13 protein-coding genes are annotated in these 16,858 nt (G+C 68.8%); 4 read left to right on the top strand and 9 right to left on the bottom strand.

All coding sequences use genetic code 11. The features are described 5' to 3' along the window. Positions 1-5: 5 nt before the first annotated feature. The 5 genes from C6P61_RS01345 to C6P61_RS01325 form a co-directional block, all read right to left on the bottom strand. A complete protein-coding gene (locus C6P61_RS01345) occupies positions 6-1,133 on the bottom strand; it encodes an ABC transporter permease (RefSeq protein WP_211296907.1) in 1,128 nt (375 codons plus the stop codon). Continuing rightward, on the bottom strand, positions 1,133-3,976 hold the full coding sequence (gene rbbA / locus C6P61_RS01340; protein ID WP_425319727.1) for a ribosome-associated ATPase/putative transporter RbbA: 2,844 nt from the start codon (positions 3,974-3,976) through the stop codon (positions 1,133-1,135). The genes C6P61_RS01345 and rbbA overlap by 1 nt, the downstream gene beginning before the upstream one ends. Then, positions 3,973-5,043: an HlyD family secretion protein gene (locus C6P61_RS01335; protein ID WP_105728122.1), complete on the bottom strand. Its 1,071-nt coding sequence runs from the start codon at positions 5,041-5,043 to the stop codon at positions 3,973-3,975. The genes rbbA and C6P61_RS01335 overlap by 4 nt, the downstream gene beginning before the upstream one ends. 82 nt (positions 5,044-5,125) lie before the next feature. Continuing rightward, the gene (locus C6P61_RS01330; RefSeq protein ID WP_105728121.1) at positions 5,126-5,425 is read right to left on the bottom strand and encodes a hypothetical protein; all 300 of its coding nucleotides are present in this window, start codon (positions 5,423-5,425) and stop codon (positions 5,126-5,128) included. A 156-nt stretch (positions 5,426-5,581) separates the two neighbouring features. After that, complete coding sequence (locus C6P61_RS01325; protein WP_105728120.1) at positions 5,582-7,450, bottom strand: phosphoenolpyruvate carboxykinase (GTP); 1,869 nt, start codon at positions 7,448-7,450, stop codon at positions 5,582-5,584. A 366-nt stretch (positions 7,451-7,816) separates the two neighbouring features. On the opposite strand from C6P61_RS01325, the gene C6P61_RS01320 reads away from it, so the two are divergent. Then, positions 7,817-10,240: an AAA family ATPase gene (locus C6P61_RS01320; protein WP_105728119.1), complete on the top strand. Its 2,424-nt coding sequence runs from the start codon at positions 7,817-7,819 to the stop codon at positions 10,238-10,240. A gap of 31 nt (positions 10,241-10,271) precedes the next feature. Here C6P61_RS01320 and C6P61_RS01315 read toward each other — a convergent pair whose 3' ends face one another. The 4 genes from C6P61_RS01315 to C6P61_RS01300 all read right to left on the bottom strand — a co-directional run bounded on the left by C6P61_RS01315 (position 10,272) and on the right by C6P61_RS01300 (position 13,238). Continuing rightward, positions 10,272-11,033, bottom strand: a complete 762-nt coding sequence (locus C6P61_RS01315; protein WP_105728118.1) for an amino acid ABC transporter ATP-binding protein — start codon at positions 11,031-11,033, stop codon at positions 10,272-10,274. A gap of 13 nt (positions 11,034-11,046) precedes the next feature. Further along, on the bottom strand, positions 11,047-11,700 hold the full coding sequence (locus tag C6P61_RS01310; RefSeq protein ID WP_105728117.1) for an amino acid ABC transporter permease: 654 nt from the start codon (positions 11,698-11,700) through the stop codon (positions 11,047-11,049). 15 nt (positions 11,701-11,715) lie between these two features. Continuing rightward, positions 11,716-12,372, bottom strand: a complete 657-nt coding sequence (locus tag C6P61_RS01305) for an amino acid ABC transporter permease (RefSeq protein WP_105728168.1) — start codon at positions 12,370-12,372, stop codon at positions 11,716-11,718. 71 nt (positions 12,373-12,443) lie between these two features. Beyond that, on the bottom strand, positions 12,444-13,238 hold the full coding sequence (locus tag C6P61_RS01300) for a transporter substrate-binding domain-containing protein (protein ID WP_105728116.1): 795 nt from the start codon (positions 13,236-13,238) through the stop codon (positions 12,444-12,446). A 280-nt stretch (positions 13,239-13,518) separates the two neighbouring features. Between C6P61_RS01300 and C6P61_RS01295 the strand changes: the two genes are divergently transcribed. From C6P61_RS01295 to C6P61_RS01285, 3 genes are read left to right on the top strand one after another with little or no spacing between them, the layout of a single operon-like run. Then, on the top strand, positions 13,519-14,385 hold the full coding sequence (locus C6P61_RS01295; protein WP_105728115.1) for a MurR/RpiR family transcriptional regulator: 867 nt from the start codon (positions 13,519-13,521) through the stop codon (positions 14,383-14,385). A 20-nt stretch (positions 14,386-14,405) separates the two neighbouring features. Then, complete coding sequence (locus C6P61_RS01290; RefSeq protein ID WP_105728167.1) at positions 14,406-15,620, top strand: diaminopropionate ammonia-lyase; 1,215 nt, start codon at positions 14,406-14,408, stop codon at positions 15,618-15,620. After that, complete coding sequence (locus tag C6P61_RS01285) at positions 15,617-16,855, top strand: Zn-dependent hydrolase (RefSeq protein WP_105728114.1); 1,239 nt, start codon at positions 15,617-15,619, stop codon at positions 16,853-16,855. Before C6P61_RS01290 ends, C6P61_RS01285 begins: the two co-directional genes overlap by 4 nt. The last annotated feature ends 3 nt before the right edge of the window (positions 16,856-16,858 follow it).

The raw sequence follows: 16,858 nt of genomic DNA, 5'->3' as shown, positions 1-16,858 counted from the left end.
CCGGATCAGGCCAGCTGGGCAATCGTGGCCCGGAAGCGCCGCAGCGACAGCGCGAACAGCACGGAACCGATCAAGGCCAGCGCGACGAAGGAGCTCCAGACCACGTCGATGCCGGCGCCGCGATACAGGATGGCCTGGCTCAGCTCGGTGAAATGGGTGGTCGGCGCCAGCGACATCGCCCATTGGACCCAGGTCGGCATGCTCTCGCGCGGGGTCACGCCGCCCGACAGCATCTGCAGCGGCATCATGATCAGCACCATCAGCAGGCCGAACTGCGGCATGCTGCGCGCCAGCGTCGCCATGAAGATGCCCATCGAGGTGGTCGCGAACAGATGCAGCGCCACGCCGCTGAAGAACAGCCAGAGCGAGCCCTCGATCGGCACCTGCAGCACACCGCGGATCACGCCGTTGAGCGACAGCGCCGACGCCAGCAGCACCACCAGCGCCATCGACCAGATCTTGGCCAGCATGATCTCGGTCGGCGTGACCGGCATCACCAGCAGATGCTCGACCGTGCCATGCTCGCGCTCGCGGATCAGCGCGGCGCCGGTCAGGATGATCGACAGCATCGTGATCAGGTTGACCAGCTCCATCGGCGAGCCGAACCAGGTGTTGGACAGGGTCGGATTGAAGCGGACCCGGGTCACGAGCTCGACCGGATAAACCGGCACGGCGCGCTGGCGCTGCAGGAACTCGGCCACCTCGCCCTGGATGATCTGCTGCGCGAAGCCGCTGCCGGCAAAGGCCTGGCTCATGCGGGTCGCATCGACATTGAGCTGCACCGCAGGTGACCGGCCCGCCAGCAAGTCGCGCTGGAAATCGGGCGGAATCGTCAGCACCAGGATGTAGCGGCCGGCGTCGAGTCCCGGGTCGACCTCGGCCTGGCCGATGCGGACCGGCGGCGTGAACGAGGGCGGATAGAAGGCGCCGATGAGGCGGGCCGACAGCGCCGAGTCGTCCTCGTCGACGATGGCGATCGGCGTGCGATGCAAGGTCTCGGGCATCGCGGTGCCGGCGGTGTAGACCGCGACCGTGAAGGTGTAGATGATCAGGAACAGCATCATCGGGTCGCGCCACAGGCTCCAGAGCTCCTTGATGCCGAGCCGGTAGATGTTGGCGAGATGGCGCAGCATCAGGCCTCCTGTTTTTTCAGCAGCAGCACGGCCAGGCCCAGGATCAGCGGCGCAGCGACCGCCAGCGGCCAGAAGGAAGCCGCCAGGTCATTGAAGCCGAGCGCCTTGCTGAAGACGCCCCGGCTGATCACGAACATGTGGCTGGCCGGGTAGATCTCGCCGATCCAGCGCCCCATGCCTTCCAGCGACGAGACCGGGTGGATCAGGCCGGCAAACTGCACCGCCGGGATCAGCGTGCCGACCATGGCGAAGAAGATCGCGGCGATCTGGCTGCGCACCAGGGTCGAGGCCAGCAGGCCCATTCCGGTCGAGCTCAGGCTGTAGAGCAGCGCGGCCAGCGCCAGGGTGGCGAAGCTGCCGGTCATCGGCACGCCGAACAGCGTGACGGCAGCCAGGCTCATCAGGCCGAAATTGACCAGCGCCAGCGCGACATAGGGCAGCTGCTTGCCGATCAAAAACTCGGTGCGCGTGGTCGGCGTGACATACAGGTTGATGATCGAGCCCAGCTCCTTCTCGCGCACCACCGCCAGCGCCGTCAGCATGGCCGGCAGCATCAGCAGCAGCAGCGGGATCACCGCCGGCACCATCGCGGGCAGGCTCTTGATGTCGGGGTTGTAGCGAAAGCGGGTCTCGACCGCGACCGCCGCCGCCGGCGTCATCCCGGTGCGCTGGCGCTGCTGCTGCGCCAGCCAATGCTGATGCATGCCCTGCACGAAGCCGCTGACGGTCTCGGCGCGCTGTGGCATCGCGCCATCGATCCAGGCCCCGATCTGCGCCGGGTCGCCGCGCTCGACCCGGCGCGCAAAGCCGGCCGGTATCTCGAGCGCCAGCGACAGCTCGCCGCTGCGCAGGCGCCGGTCCAGCTCGGCGTAGTCCTGCAGCGGCGGGCGCTCGACAAAGTAGTTGGAGCCCGACAGGTTCAGGGCGTAGTCGCGACTCAGCGCGGTCTGGTCGCGGTCGAGCAAGGCGTAACGCAGGTTCTCGACATCCATGCTGATGCCGTAGCCCATCACGAACATCAGCAGCAGCGAACCCAGCAGCGCCAGCGCACCGCGCACCGGGTCGCGCTGCAGTTCGAGCGCCTCGCGCCAGCTGTAGCTGTAGATCCGGCGCAGGCTGCGGCGCAACCGACCGAAGGGTTCCGGACGGCTGGCATCCTGCCCGCTTTCGGCGCCAGCGGCCAGCGCCGGGGACTGGCCCGGCGCCGCAGCGGGCGGCGCTGCCAGGCCCGGATCGGATGACGGTCCGGCCAGCTGGCCGGCTGGCGCGGCATCGCTGGGGGACCCCGCGCCGCCACCCGCCGCCAGCAGATGGGCAATGAAGGCTTCTTCCAGCGTCGCCACGCCGCGCTCGGCCACGATCGCCGCCGGTGCCGCGCTGGCCAGCACCCGGCCGGCATGCATCAGCGAGATCCGGTCACAGCGCTCGGCCTCGTTCATGAAATGGGTCGAGATGAAGATCGTCACCTTGTCGCGCCGCGCCAACTCGATCATCAGACGCCAGAACTGGTCGCGCGCGATCGGATCGACGCCCGAGGTCGGCTCGTCCAGGATCAGCAGCTCAGGTCTATGCACCATGGCCACGGCCAGCGACAGCCGCTGGCGCATGCCGAGCGGCAGCTTCTCGGGCAGTTCGGCCAGCACCTCGGCCAGGCCGAAGCGCCCGACCATTTCGGCCACCCGCTGCGCGACCTCGGACTCGGGCACATGGAATAGGCGCGCGTGCAGCGCCAGGTTCTGCGCCACCGTCAGCTCGCCGTAGAGCGAAAAGGACTGCGACATGTAGCCGACCCGCCGCCTTGTTGCCATGTCCTTCGGATCGACCGGATGGCCGAACAGCCTGGCGCTGCCGGCGCTGGCTGGCAACAGGCCGGTCAGCATCTTCATCGTGGTCGACTTGCCGCAGCCGTTCGAGCCCAGGAAGCCGAAGATCTCGCCGCGCTGGATGCGCAAGCTGACCTGATCGACCGCGACGAAATCGCCAAAGCGCATCGTCAGGCCGTCGGCCTCGATCGCGCAATCCTGGTCCGGCTGCAGCGGCGGGATCTCGATCGCCTGATAGCCCTGCCGCCTGGCCTCGGGCAACAGGGCGATGAAGGCCGCCTCCAGGGTCGCAGCGCCAGTGCGCTGCAGCAGGTCGGCCGGCCGGCCCTCGGCCAGGATCTGGCCGGCATCCATCGCAATCAGCCAGTCGAAGCGCTGCGCCTCGTCCATGTAGGCGGTCGCCACCAGCACGCTCATGCCGGGGCGCTGGGCCCGGATGCCGTCGATCAGCTGCCAGAACTGGGCCCGGGCCAGCGGATCGACGCCGGTGGTCGGCTCGTCGAGGATCAGCAGGTCCGGATCATGGATCAGCGCACAGCACAGGCCGAGCTTCTGCTTCATGCCGCCCGACAGCTTGCCGACCGGGCGCGCCAGGAAAGGCTGCAAGCCGGTGGCCTGGGTCAGCTGGTCGATGCGCTGGCGGCGCTCGGCCGCGTCATGGCCGAACAGGCGGGCGAAGAACTGCAGGTTCTCCTCGACCGAAAGGGTCGGATAGAGGTTCTTGCCCAGGCCCTGCGGCATGTAGGCAATGCGCGGGCAGACCTGGCGCCGGTGGCGCTGGCGCGCCATGTCGCCGCCCAGCACCTCGACCCGTCCGGTCTGCAGCGCGCGCGCGCCGGCCAGCAACGACAGCAGGCTCGACTTGCCGACCCCGTCCGGGCCGATCAGGCCGACCCGGCAGGCGGCCGGAATCTCCAGCGTCACCCCCGCGAGCGCGACCACCTGCTGGTAGCGCTGCGCCCCCCCTTCGAGCCGCGCCACCGGAGCCAGCGCGGCGTCCAGGGGCGCCGGCCCCGTCACGGCTGCCCCTTGAGCGCCAGGTCAGCCGGCCAGGCGGCCTGTGGGTCGAGCTTGAGCCAGGCTACCCCGGGCAGGCCGGTCTTGACCTGGTCGAGGTGGCGCAACAGCAGCTCGCGGTCGATCTGGGCCCGGACGCGGAACATCAGCTTCTGGCGCTCGCTGGCGGTCTCGACCGTCTTGGGCGTGAACTGGGCCTGGCTGGCCACGAACGAGACCTTGGCCGGAATCACGAACTCCGGCGCGGCATCGAGCAGAATCCGCACCTCGCTGCCGAGCGCCACCCGGCCGGCCACGGTCTCGGGCAGGAAGAAGGTCAGGTAAACATCGGACAGATCGACCAGATCGAGCACGCGCCCGCCGCCGGCGACGATCTCGCCCGGATGCGCGATCAGGAACTGGACCCGGCCGTCGCGCGGCGCCTTGAGTACGCTGTCGGCCAGCTCGACATCGATCCGGGCCAGCGTCGCCTCGAGGGCCCGGACCTGGGCCTGGGCGGCGGGGATCTGGGTCCGCGCCGCCCGCACGGCCGCCTCGGCGGCACGCGCCTGGGCCTGGGCCGCGCTCAGGATGGCCTGCTGGTTGCGCCGCTTGGCGCGGTCATCCTCGAGCAATTGATCAGAAAAGAAGCCTTCGCGCGCCAACTGCTCCGAGCGCAGCAGCCGCCGCTGCGCCATGTCGAGCTCGCTGTCGCGCTGCACCACCAGCGCCAGCGCGGCCTGATGATTGCTTTCGGCCTGCGCCACCTGGACCTCGGCGGTGCCGACCGCCTGCTGGGCCTGCTGCAGGCGGGCCAGCGCCTCGTCGCGCTGCGCCTGCAGGCTGTCGACCTGCATCCGGGCCAGCACCTGGCCGGCCTTGACGAAGTCGCCCTCGCCGACCTCGATTGCCAGCACCCGGCCGGCCAGCTTGCTGGCGACCGCGATCTCGGTTGCCTCGATGCGGCCGTTGCCCTTGACCAGGCCCGCGGGCAGGCCCGAGTCGCGCCAAGGCGCCCACCCGAACAACCCGGCGCCGACCGCCGCCAGCAGGACCAGCGGCCAGAGGGCCGACTTCCACCGACTTGTCATTTTCAAATCCCTGAGCTTTTCCGCCATTATGCGACGGGGGCCAGGGTCGTGACGGCCGGGATCGAGGCCGGTTCAGCTCAACTCAGATCGGATCGCACAGCAGCTTGGACAGGGCCGCGATATTGGCCGCGCTCGGCACTTGCGGCTTCATCTCGTCTTCCTCGGCGGTGGCGTTCTCGTGCGCCTGGATCGCCTTGACCATCTCGTACTGGTTCTCCCAGGTGATGGTCGCGCCCTTCGGGCACAGGTCGCGCAGGGTGCCGAACCAGTAATAGCCATCGGCGCCACCGAACAGCTTGTCGATGCCGCCGGCATCGCCGGAGGACAGTCCGTGGGCAGCCAGGACCAGGTTGAGCTTGTGGTGGGAGACTGAGTAATGCATGGAACTTCCTAGAGAGCCGATCGTCGGGCCGGCGATTGTACTGAAAGGGCTGCAGGCCCCTGGACAGCAAAAAGCCCGCTGCAGGCCGGAGCTTGAGCGGGCTTTGCGGGTTCGGTCCTGCGGGACCGGGCGGGACTCAAGTCCCGCCTGGGCTCATCACTGACCCAGGATGCGGGCTTCCATCTGGGCCTTGGTCGCGACCAGTTCCTGCGGCAGGTGGTAGGCCAGCTTGTCGAAATGCTCGTCGTGCAGCGCCAGCTCGGCCTTCCAGTCCTCGGCGTTCATGTCGGTGACCGACGCGAACTGCTCGCGGCTGAAGTCCAGGCCTTCCCAGTTGATCTCTTCGTAGGTCGGGCTGATGCCGAAGGCATGGTCTTCGCCCTGGGCCTGGCCTTCGAGGCGGTCGATCATCCACTTCATGACGCGCATGTTCTCGCCGTAGCCCGGCCAGACGAACTTGCCATCGGCGCCCTTGCGGAACCAGTTGACGCAGAAGATCTTGGGCAGGGTGTGGCCGGTCGCTTCGAGCTTCTTCTCCATGTCCAGCCAGTGCTGGAAATAGTCGCTCATGTTGTAACCGCAGAACGGCAGCATCGCGAACGGGTCGCGGCGCACCACGCCTTGGGCGCCGAAGGCGGCCGCGGTGGTCTCGGAGCCCATGGTCGCGGCCATGTAGACGCCTTCGATCCAGGTGCGGGCTTCGGTCGCCAGCGGCACGGTGTTGGAGCGACGGCCGCCGAAGATGAAGGCGTCGATCGCGACGCCATTGGCGTCATCCCACTGCGCGTCGAGCGCCGGGTTGTTGGTCGCGGCGACGGTGAAGCGCGAGTTCGGGTGCGCGGCCTTGGCGCCGGTCTGCTTGGCGATCTCGGGCGTCCAGTCCTTCCCCTGCCAGTCGATCAGGTGCGCCGGCACGCCGCCGCCGTCCTTCTCCATGCCTTCCCACCAGACATCGCCGTCGTCGGTCAGCGCGACGTTGGTGAAGATCACGTTCTTGTCCAGCGAGCGCATGCAGTTCGGGTTGGTCTGCATATTGGTGCCCGGAGCCACGCCGAAGTAGCCGGCTTCCGGGTTGATCGCGTACATCTTGCCGTCAGCGTGCGGCTTGATCCAGGCGATGTCGTCGCCGATGGTGGTGACCTTCCAGCCAGCGAAGCCGGCTTCCGGCGGCACCAGCATCGAGAAGTTAGTCTTGCCGCAGGCGCTCGGGAAGGCGGCCGCGATGTGGTACTTCTTGCCTTCGGGATTGGTCACGCCGAGGATCAGCATGTGCTCGGCCAGCCAGCCCTGGTCGCGGCCCATGGTGGAAGCGATGCGCAGCGCCAGGCATTTCTTGCCGAGCAGTGCGTTGCCGCCGTAGCCGGAACCGTAGGACCAGATCTCGCGCGTCTCGGGGTAGTGGACGATGTACTTGACGGTCGGGTTGCAGGGCCAGCTGGTGCTGTCCGTTTCGCCTTCGGCCAGCGGAGCGCCGACGGTGTGCATGCAGGGGACGAAGTCGCCATCGGTGCCCAGCACGTCATAGACAGCCTTGCCCATGCGGGTCATCAGCTTCTGGTTGACGGCGACGTAGGCGCTGTCGGTCAGCTCGACGCCGATATGGGCGATGTGCGAGCCCAGCGGGCCCATCGAGAACGGCACCACGTACATGGTGCGGCCGGCCATGCAGCCGTCGAACAGCGGGTTCAGGGTGGCGCGCATCTCGACCGGGGCCATCCAGTTGTTGGTCGGGCCGGCGTCTTCCTTCTTCTCGGAGCAGATGTAGGTGCGGTCCTCGACACGGGCCACGTCGGACGGGTCGGAGCAGGCCAGGAAGCTGCCCGGGCGCTTGGCCGGATTCAGCTTCTTGAAGGTGCCGGCATCAACCAGTTGCTGGCACAGGCGGTCGTACTCTTCCTGCGAGCCATCGCACCAGTAGATGCTGGCCGGCTTGCACAGGGCGGCCATCTCGGCGACCCAGGCGATCAGCTTGGCATGTTTGACGTAGGCGGGGGCATTGATGCCCTGCAGCACGGGTGCGTTCATGGGAAAGGCTCCAGAGAATAAAAAAGCGATATGGAAAAGCGTCGGTCATGACGTGTTTCCATATCCCTTTTCCGGCAAGAAAACCAGTCCTCGGTCGGCGCCCGGTATCACTCGCGTTCAAGCAAGCAAAGGGCTGTCAGGCGCAGTCTGGACCCGCCAACAGCCCCGGTATCGGCCAAGGTGGACTATTTTACGAAACCGCCATGAAACTGCCTAGCGTCGAATCATGCAAAAAATGCATGAACCCATGCCGACACTCAATCCAGGCCGGATCGGGGCGCATGGCTTCCCCTATTGGCGCGCCGGCCGGGCTGCGCTATGGTTCGCGCATCGGCGACCTCGGGGTTGCCCGCAAGAGGTAGCAGCATGGCCAAACGCTCGACATCGCCGGCGCAGACATGGGTGGCGGCCCCAGCCTGCCCGCCCGCGCCGGCCGCGCCCGAGCTCCTGCCGCAGGAGCCGAAGGCCGGCCCGGCCCTGTCGCCCGGCCAGGGCCGGCTGCTGCTGCCGGCCGGACTCGAACAGGCGCCGACACTGGACCTGATGTGCTCGCAGTTCGTGCTCGCGCTGGCGGCCCGGCTCGGGCCACGCTTCAACCTGCGCAGCGAGCTGGTGCCGCTGCTCGGGCTGACCGGCCGCCACCTGGTCTGGCCTTTGGGCGTGTTGCAGCGCCTGCGTGCTTTCCTGCTGCGGCGCTGTGGCGACGACGACGGTCTGTGGCAGGGCCAGTCCAGGCTGGACGACCGGGCCTGGCTCGACCGCTTCGGCATCTGGCTCGGGCCCTACGAGGAAGGCACCCTGTTCTTCCACCTCGACGACTATGCGCGCGAAGCGCCCAAGGACATCCGGGTGCTGCTCGCGAGCGCAGGCGCCTGGCTGGGCCGGCACCTGGACGGCCAGCAGAGCCTGCTCGACCGCAACATCGCGGCACTGGGCGAACTGCTGCAGCTCAATCCGGCCGAACGCGCCCTGCTGCGCTACGGCACGCTGGCGCGCTACCAGCGCGAGCTGCGCGCGCTGCTGCTCGAATTCAAGGTCGGCAATGCGCACGAGGCCTACGCGGCGATCGCCGAGGTCGCGGGTGCCGCACCGGCCCAGCTGGCCGAGGCGCTGCGCGCTGGCAGCCGGCTCGAGCGCATCGGCCTGCTCGAGAACCTGCTGCCCGAACACAACATCACCGACCTGGCCGACCTCATGAAGGTCAGCGAGCGGCTGCCGCCGGTGCTGCTGCGCGAGTACCGCGACCGCCACGAGCTGATGGCGGTCTTCACCCGGCCGGCGCCGCGCTCCGGCCTGGCGCTGGCAGATTTCGACTTCGTGCGCGAGGACGCCGCCCTGCTCTGCGCGCTGCTGCGCGCGGCGGTCGCGCAGCAGCAGGCCGGCGTCAACGTGCTGCTCTACGGCCCGCCCGGCACCGGCAAGACCGAGCTCGCGCGCGTGGTGGCACAGGCGGCCGGACTCGAGCTGTTCGAGGTCGAATGCGCCGACCGCGAAGGCCATGCGCTGAGCGGACGCGACCGCTACCGCTCGCTGCAAATCGCGCAGGTGTTCCTGCAGGGCACGGCCCGCTCGGCGCTGCTGTTCGACGAGGTCGAGGATGTGTTCCCGGCGCCAGACAGCACAGCCAGCCGGCGCGGCGAAGGCAGTGCGACCGCGCCGGGCGCGGGCGGCAAGGCCTGGCTGAATCAGCTGCTCGAACACAACCCGGTGCCCACGCTGTGGGTGACGAACCGGATCGAGCAGATCGACCCGGCCGTGCGGCGCCGCTTCGCCTACCACCTCGAGCTTGGCAGCCCGCCGCCGGGCGCGCGCGAGCAGCTGGTGCGCAAGGCGCTCGAAGGCGTGCCGAGCTCGGCCGAGCTGGTCGCGCGCCTGACCGGACGCAGCGGGCTGACGCCAGCGCAGATCGGCACCGCGGTGCGCTTCGCGCGCCTGGTGGCCGGCGACAGCGCCGCGCAGCCGGAACCAGCCGAGGCAGCCGTCCCGCGCTGGGATGCGCTGATCGAGCGCCAGCTGCGCCAGGCCGACCAGGCGCTGGGCCGGCGCCAGGGGGCAGCCAGCCGGCCGAATCCGCTCGGCTACGGGCTGGAATGGCTCAACACCGAATCGCGCCACGAGCTGCCCCGCATCATTGAGGCGCTGCGCGCACGCGGCCATGGTTCGCTCTGCCTGCACGGCGTGCCGGGCAGCGGCAAGACCGCGCTGGCCGAGCAGCTGGCACAGGCGCTGGGCCGGCCGCTGATGGTGCGCCAGGCCAGCGACCTGCTCGGCAAGTTCGTCGGCGAGACCGAACAGGCCATGGCCGCGATGTTCGCCGAGGCCGAAGCCGAACAGGCGCTGCTGCTGCTCGACGAGGCCGACAGCTTCCTGCTCGACCGGCGCGCAGCGCAGCGCCACCACGAGCTCAGCGAAGTCAACGAGATGCTGCAGGGCATGGAGCGCTTTCGCGGCGTCTTCGTCTGCACCACCAACCTGCTGGAACGGATCGACGCCGCCGCGCTGCGCCGCTTCAGCTTCAAGATCCTGTTCAAGCCACTGCGGCCCGAGCAGCGGCTGGCGCTGTTCGCGCGCGAGGCGCTCGGTGCGGTCGATGCGCCGCTGGAGCCGGCCTGGCGCACGCGCCTGCTGCGGCTGGACCAGCTCTGCCTGGGCGACTACGCGGCGGTCAGCCGCCAGCTCGAGATCCTGCAGGAGTCCCTCGACCCCGAGGGCTGGCTGGAACAGCTCGAGGCCGAGCACCGGCTCAAACCCGAGGTCAGGGAGCGACGCAGCATGGGGTTCACGGGTTGAGGCCGGTCCATGTTGTCGATCCCTGGTGATCTCAGGGCAAGGCGGCCAGGAACTGGCGCAACTCCGGCGTGCGCGGCGCACCGAACAATGCCTCGGGCGGCCCCACCTCGTGCACCTTGCCCTGGTGCATGAAGACGACGCGGTGGCTCACCTTGCGCGCAAAGTTCATCTCGTGCGTGACCATGACCAGAGTCATTCCCTGCGCAGCGAGATCCTCCACCACCTGCAGCACCTCGCCCACGAGTTCAGGGTCCAGGGCCGAGGTCACCTCGTCGCAGAGCAGCACCTCGGGGTCCATGGCCAGCGCGCGGGCGATCGCCACGCGCTGCTGCTGGCCACCCGAGAGCTGCTCGGGCAGATGCTCGAACTTGTCGGCCAGTCCCACGCGCGCCAGCAGCTGCTCGGCGCGCCGGCGCGCCTCGGCCTTGGGCAAGCCCTTGACCAGGCTGGGCGCCAGCATGACGTTGCGGCCGGCGTTCAGGTGCGGGAACAGGTTGAAGTTCTGGAAGATCATGCCGACGTTCTGGCGCAACTCACGCAGGGCATCGGCCCGGTCGGGCTGCAGCGGCTGGCCATGGACCGTGAGCGTGCCTTGCTGGAAGCGCTCGAGGCCGTTGATGCAGCGCAACAGCGTGCTCTTGCCCGAGCCGCTCTTGCCGATGATGCAGACCACCTCCTGGCGGTGGATCTGCAGGTCGATGCCCTGGAGCACCTCGTGGTTGCCGTAGCACTTGCGCAGGCCGCGGATGTCCACCAGCGGCACGGTGGCGGGGGAGAAGAGAGTGGAAGACATGGGCAGATCCGGTTCAGCGGGAAGCAGGACGCAAGCGGCGCTCGAGGCGCTGGCTCCAGAGCGACAGCGGGAAACACAGCGCGAAATAGAGCGCAGCGACGCAGCCGTAGACGAGGAAGGGTTCGTAGGTGACGTTGGCGATCAGCTGGCCGGCCTTGGTGATCTCGACGAAGCCGATCACCGAAGTCAGCGCCGTGCCCTTGACGATCTGCACCAGGAAGCCCGCCGTGGGCGGGATGGCCAGGCGCGCCGCTTGAGGCAGCACCACGTGGCGCAACTGCTGGCCAAAGCCCATGGCCAGGCTGGCCGAGGCCTCCCACTGCCCGCGCGGCACGGCCTCGACGCAGCCGCGCCAGATCTCGCAGAGGTAGGCGCTGGCATAGAGAATCAGGCAGGCCGAGGCCGCCAACAGCGGCGAGGCGTTGATGCCGGCCAGTGCCAGGCCGAAATAGACCATGAAGATCTGCATCAGCAGCGGCGTGCCCTGGAACAGCTGCACGTAGAGCGACACGCCGCGCACCGCGCCCGGTAGCCGGGCCGTGCGCAGCACGAGCAGCAGCAGGCCCAGCAGGCTGCCACCCGCGAAGGCGATCAGCGACAGGCCCACGGTCCAGCGCAGGGCGATCAGCAGTTGGCGGGCGATGTCCCAGAAGGTGAATTCAACCATGACGAAGCTCCCGGTTCAGCGACCGAAAATCAGACGCGGACCGATCCAGTTCAGCAACTGGCGCATCAGCACCGCCAGGCCCAGGTAGATCAGCGTGACGACGATGTAGGACTCGAAACTGCGGAAGGTGCGGCTCGAGATCAGGTTGGCCGCGTAGGAGACCTCCTCGGTCGAGATCTGGCCGCAGACGGCCGAGCCCAGCATGACCAGGATCATCTGCCCCACGAGCGCCGGCCAGACGCGGCGCAGCGCCGGCGGCAGCACGACACGGGTGAAGATCTGCCAGCGGTTCAGCGCCAGGCTTTGCGCGGCCTCGATCTGGCCGCGCGGCGTGGCGTCGACCCCGGCGCGCACCATCTCGCCGGCGTAGGCGCCCAGGTTCAGCACCATCGCGATCACGCTGGCCAGGGCCGGTGACAGCCGCACGCCGAGCGAAGGCAGGCCAAAAAACAGGAAGAACAGCTGGATGATGAAGGGCGTGTTCCGGAACAGCTCGACATAGGCCGCGACAACGACACGCAAGGCCGGATGGCCATGCAGCCGGACCCAGGCGGCGGCAATCCCCGCCACCAGGCCCAGCGGCAACGCCACGGCGCTCAGCGCCACCGTCAACAGCAGACCCTTGAGGAGCATGGGCCAGAGCCCGAGCACCGCAGCGAAATCCAGATCCATCATGCAAAGCCCGTCGAATGTGAAGGTCGATTGACGCAATGGGCGGCACCGCCGCCGCCCCGTTGCGCGCTTCAGTCAGGCAGCTTGCCCAGGCCGCGGCCCAGCCAGCGCTGGGCGTAACCTTCGAGCGTGCCGTCGGTCTTGGCCTGGCGCAGAATCTCGTTGACCTTGTTCAGCAAGGCGGTCTCGCCCTTGCGCACGCCGATGAAGTTGGGCGAATCCTTGATCAGCAGCTTGTACTCGGCCTGCAGCTTGGGGTTCTTCTGCACCGCGACAGCGGCCACCGCCGCGCCCACGGCCACGAACTGGGTCTGCTGCGAAACGAAGGCCGCGATGGTGGCGTTGTCGTCCTCGAAGCGCTGGATCTTCAGCGTGGCGGGTGCCACCTTCTGCAGCTCGTCATCCTGGATGGTGCCGCGCGTCACGGCCAGGGTCTTGCCACCCAGGTCATCAAAGCTCTTCACGCTGATCGACTTGGGGCCGAACACCGCCTGGTAGAACGGCGCATAGGCGACGGTGAAGTCGATCACCTTCTGGCGCTCCTCGTTCTTGCCCAGGGCCGAGACGATGAGGTCGATCTTCCTCGACTGCAGGTAGGGAATGCGGTTGGGCGTGCTGACCGGCACCAGCTCGGCCTTGACGCCGAGCTTGTCGGCAATCAGCTGCGCCGTCGCCACATCCACGCCCTGCGGCTTGAAGTCCGGTCCCATGAAGCCATAGGGCGGGTAATCGGTGGGAATGCCCAGTGCAATCGACTTCTTGGCCAGCACGTTGCTGAGCGAATCGTCCGCGTGCACCGCAGCCGACGTGACCAGCGAGAGACCGGCGAGCACGCCGTAGACCAGGGCAGAGAGCTTGAATTTCATGGCGTTGGACCTTCGTTGAAAGAGGGTTGGGGTGCCATGGTTCAGCACGATGCGTGCCAGCCTGTGCGCCGTGCGGGCAGGAGGCCCTCGCCGCGAGCGGGAGGCCGCCGCTTTCTCCTCTGTGGCGTCATGGCACCACTGTTCCAGGCATCCGTCTTGCTTGAAAAGCTTGTTCCACATGAAATTCCGGTTTCGCAGTTTCATGAGCATGGAACAAAGGTTTCAATATCGTGCAGGGCCGCCCCAAAGTGGGGGCCATGCACAAGGAAGGAGCACAGGCATGAGATCCCCACCGCTTCCGCTGGAACAACGCATCCGGCAGGTCCATGAGCAGCTCTCGGCCGCCGAGCGCCGGCTCGCCGACGTGGTGCTGACGCGCCAGCAGGCGCTGCTGGGCTATTCGGCAACCGAGCTCGCCGCCATGGCCGGCACCTCCAAGTCCAGCGCAGCGCGCTTCTTCCGCCGCCTGGGCTATGCCGGCTTCGAAGAGTTCCGCCAGCAGGTGCGGGAGCAGCAGGCGCAGACCTCGCCGCTGGCGCGCATGGCTCAGGTGCAGCGCAGCGACACGGCGCTCGCGCAGCTGCAGGCCCACGCACGCAACGACGCCCGGCGCCTGGAGGCCTGGGCCAGCGACATGAGCCAGCAGACGCTGGAGGCAGCCATACCGCTGCTGGTGCGGGCGCGCCGGGTGGGCGTGCTGGGCTACCGCCACAGCCACGTGACCGCGTTCTACGCGCAGGCACTGCTGTCCCAGGTGCGTCCCGAGGTGCAGCTGCTCAACGAGGCCGCGGGCCGCGAGGCCGAGCAGCTGGCAGGCCTGGGCGACAAGGATCTGCTGCTGGCCGTGGACTTGCGCCGCCGCAGCACCCGACTGCCCGTCATGCTGGAGGCAGCTCGTGGCGCCGGCGTGCGCGTGCTGCTGCTCAGCGACGCTCCGGTGTCGGTGCTGGCTGGCCAGGCTGATGTGGTGCTGCGCTGCACCGCCGCCGCCGAGGAGGGCCTGTTCGACTCCTATGTCTGCGCGATCAGCCTCGTGAACTACCTGGCCACCGCCGTGGCGACCCAGAGCCACAGCCGGGCGCAAGCCAGGCTGGCGCGCATCGAGCAGCTGCATGCAGCGCTCGGTGACCTCGAATCCCTCGCATGAACCATTTCCGGACCTTTCCCATGCCCATATTGCCTTCCCTGACCCTGGACCTGTTCCCCAACCCCGCCTTCGAACGCAGCGAGTCCTATGGCGCCGCCCGCAGCGCCGTGCTCGGCGCCCCGGCCCTGGCCCAGGCCGAGGCGGAACTCACGGCCTGGCCTGGCTACCAGCCCACCCCGCTGCGCGGCCTGCCCGCGCTGGCTGCCGCGATCGGCGTGGCCTCGGTGCACTACAAGGACGAGGGCTCGCGCTTCGGACTGAGCAGCTTCAAGGCGCTGGGCGGCGCCTACGCCGTCGCACGCCTGTTGTGCCGCGAGATCGGCCGGGCGCTGCGCCCCGCCGACCTGCTGAGCGACGCCATGCGTGCCGAATGCGCGGCGCTCACCGTGAGCTGCGCCACCGACGGCAATCATGGCCGCTCCGTCGCCTGGGGCGCCAGGATGTTCGGCTGCGCCTGCGTGATCTACGTCCATGCCACCGTGAGCGAAGGACGCCAGCGCGCAATCGAGCAGTACGGCGCCACCGTGGTGCGGACGGCGGGCAACTACGACGACGCCGTGCGCCAGGCCGATGCCGACGCGCGCACGCACGGCCGCTTCGTGATTTCCGACACCTCCTATCCCGGCTACATGGACGTGCCGCGCGACGTGATGCAGGGCTACCAGCTCATGGTGCACGAGGCGGTGCAACAGCTCGGCCGCTGGCCCACCCATGTGTTCGTGCAGGCCGGCGTGGGCGGCCTCGCGGCCGCCGTCTGCGCCTACTTCTGGGAGCGCGATCCCGCGCGTCGCCCGGTGTTCGTGGTGGTCGAGCCGGACCGGGCCGACTGCCTGCTGCGCAGCGCGCGCCAGGGCCGGCTCACGGCCGTGACGGGCGAGCTCGATACGCTGATGGCGGGCCTGGCCTGCGGCGAGGTCTCGCTGCTGGCCTGGCAGATCCTCGAAAGGGGCGCCAACGCCTTCTGCACCGTGGACGACGCGGCGGCCGTCGCCGGCATGCGCCTGCTGGCCCACCCGCTCGGTGACGACCCGACCATCGTGGCCGGCGAATCGGCAGTGGCCGGGCTGGCCGCGGCGATCGCTGCGCGTCAGGACGACGAGGCCAGTCGCGCGCTCGGGCTGGACGCGGACAGCTGCCTGCTCTTCTTTGGCAGCGAGGCAGCGACCGATCCGGCGCTCTACGCCGAGCTGGTCGGCGAAACCGCGCAGGCCGTGGCCAACCGGAGCGCGGCATGAACGGCGCCCCCCGCATCAATGCCGGGCGCCTGCTCGAAAGCCTGGAGGCACTCGGCCGCTTTGGCGCCCTGCCCGGCGGCGGTACCAACCGCCTGGCCTTGAGCGACGCGGACCGGGCCGCGCGCGACTGGACCGTGGACCGCATGCGCGCGCTCGACATGACGGTACGCGTGGATGCGATTGGCAACGTATTCGCCAGCTACGCGGGTACGGAGCAGCGCGCGCCCGTGCTGACCGGCTCGCACATCGACACCGTGCGCACCGGCGGTCTGTATGACGGCAACTACGGCGTGCTGGCAGGACTCGAGGTCGTGGCCACGCTGCGTGAGGCCGGCCTGCGCACGCACCGCCCGATCGAGGTGGCCTTCTTCACCAACGAGGAAGGGGCGCGCTTCCAGCCCGACATGCTGGGCAGCCTGGTGGCGGTCGGCGGCCTGCCACTGGCCGAGGCACTGGCCACGCGCGGCATCGATGGCGCGACGGTGGGCGAGGAGCTGCAGCGCATCGGCTACGCGGGCCAGGCGCCGGTGGGCGCACCGCAGGTCGACAGCTTCATCGAGCTGCACATAGAACAGGGGCCGGTGCTGCACCAGCAGGGCGTGGACATCGGCGTGGTCGAAGGCGTCCAGGGCATCTGCTGGCTGGAGTTCACGCTAGAGGGCTGCTCCAACCACGCGGGCACCACGCCGATGGCGCTGCGCCGTGACGCCGGCCTGGTGGCAGCGCGAATCACTGCCTTCGCCCACGAGCTGGCGCTGCGCTACGGCGGTCGCCAGCTCGCCACCGTGGGCGCGGTCGAACTGCGGCCCAACCTCGTCAACGTGATCGCGCAGCGCGCCGTGATGACGGTAGACCTGCGCAACACCGACGGCGCGGCGCTGGCCCGCGCCGAGGCCGAGATGCTGGGCTTCGCCACACGCTGCGCGGCTGAACACGGTGTAGTCCTGGGTCACCGGCGCCTGGCGCGCTTCGATCCGGTGGCCTTCGATCCGGCGCTGGTAGAGCTGGTCGCGCAGGAGGCCCAGGAGCTGGGCCTGAGCACGCTACGCCTGCCCAGCGGGGCCGGACATGACGCGCAGATGCTGGCCCGAGTCTGCCCCAGCGCGATGATCTTCGTGCCCAGCGTGGACGGCTTGAGCCACAACCCAGGCGAGCACACCGAAGCCCATCACCTCGTGCAGGGCGCCCAGGTGCTGCTGCAGGTCATCACGCGGCTGGCCAACCGGGCCGGCTGAACC

The sequence above is a fragment of the Malikia spinosa genome (assembly GCF_002980625.1).
Classification (GTDB): Bacteria; Pseudomonadota; Gammaproteobacteria; order Burkholderiales; family Burkholderiaceae_C; genus Malikia; species Malikia spinosa.
The sequence above is the reverse complement of the archived record's forward strand: the minus strand, read 5'-3'. Positions and strand labels throughout refer to the sequence as shown.

Bases quoted from the DNA above. Each gene is read 5' to 3' on its own strand.
- C6P61_RS01345 (WP_211296907.1), bottom strand. From the start codon at position 1,133: ATGCTGCGCCATCTCGCCAACATCTACCGGCTCGGCATCAAGGAGCTC.
- C6P61_RS01335 (WP_105728122.1), bottom strand. From the start codon at position 5,043: ATGACAAGTCGGTGGAAGTCGGCCCTCTGGCCGCTGGTCCTGCTGGCG.
- C6P61_RS01330 (WP_105728121.1), bottom strand. From the start codon at position 5,425: ATGCATTACTCAGTCTCCCACCACAAGCTCAACCTGGTCCTGGCTGCC.
- C6P61_RS01325 (WP_105728120.1), bottom strand. From the start codon at position 7,450: ATGAACGCACCCGTGCTGCAGGGCATCAATGCCCCCGCCTACGTCAAA.
- C6P61_RS01320 (WP_105728119.1), top strand. From the start codon at position 7,817: ATGGCCAAACGCTCGACATCGCCGGCGCAGACATGGGTGGCGGCCCCA.
- C6P61_RS01315 (WP_105728118.1), bottom strand. From the start codon at position 11,033: ATGTCTTCCACTCTCTTCTCCCCCGCCACCGTGCCGCTGGTGGACATC.
- C6P61_RS01310 (WP_105728117.1), bottom strand. From the start codon at position 11,700: ATGGTTGAATTCACCTTCTGGGACATCGCCCGCCAACTGCTGATCGCC.
- C6P61_RS01305 (WP_105728168.1), bottom strand. From the start codon at position 12,372: ATGGATCTGGATTTCGCTGCGGTGCTCGGGCTCTGGCCCATGCTCCTC.
- C6P61_RS01300 (WP_105728116.1), bottom strand. From the start codon at position 13,238: ATGAAATTCAAGCTCTCTGCCCTGGTCTACGGCGTGCTCGCCGGTCTC.
- C6P61_RS01295 (WP_105728115.1), top strand. From the start codon at position 13,519: ATGAGATCCCCACCGCTTCCGCTGGAACAACGCATCCGGCAGGTCCAT.
- C6P61_RS01290 (WP_105728167.1), top strand. From the start codon at position 14,406: ATGCCCATATTGCCTTCCCTGACCCTGGACCTGTTCCCCAACCCCGCC.
- C6P61_RS01285 (WP_105728114.1), top strand. From the start codon at position 15,617: ATGAACGGCGCCCCCCGCATCAATGCCGGGCGCCTGCTCGAAAGCCTG.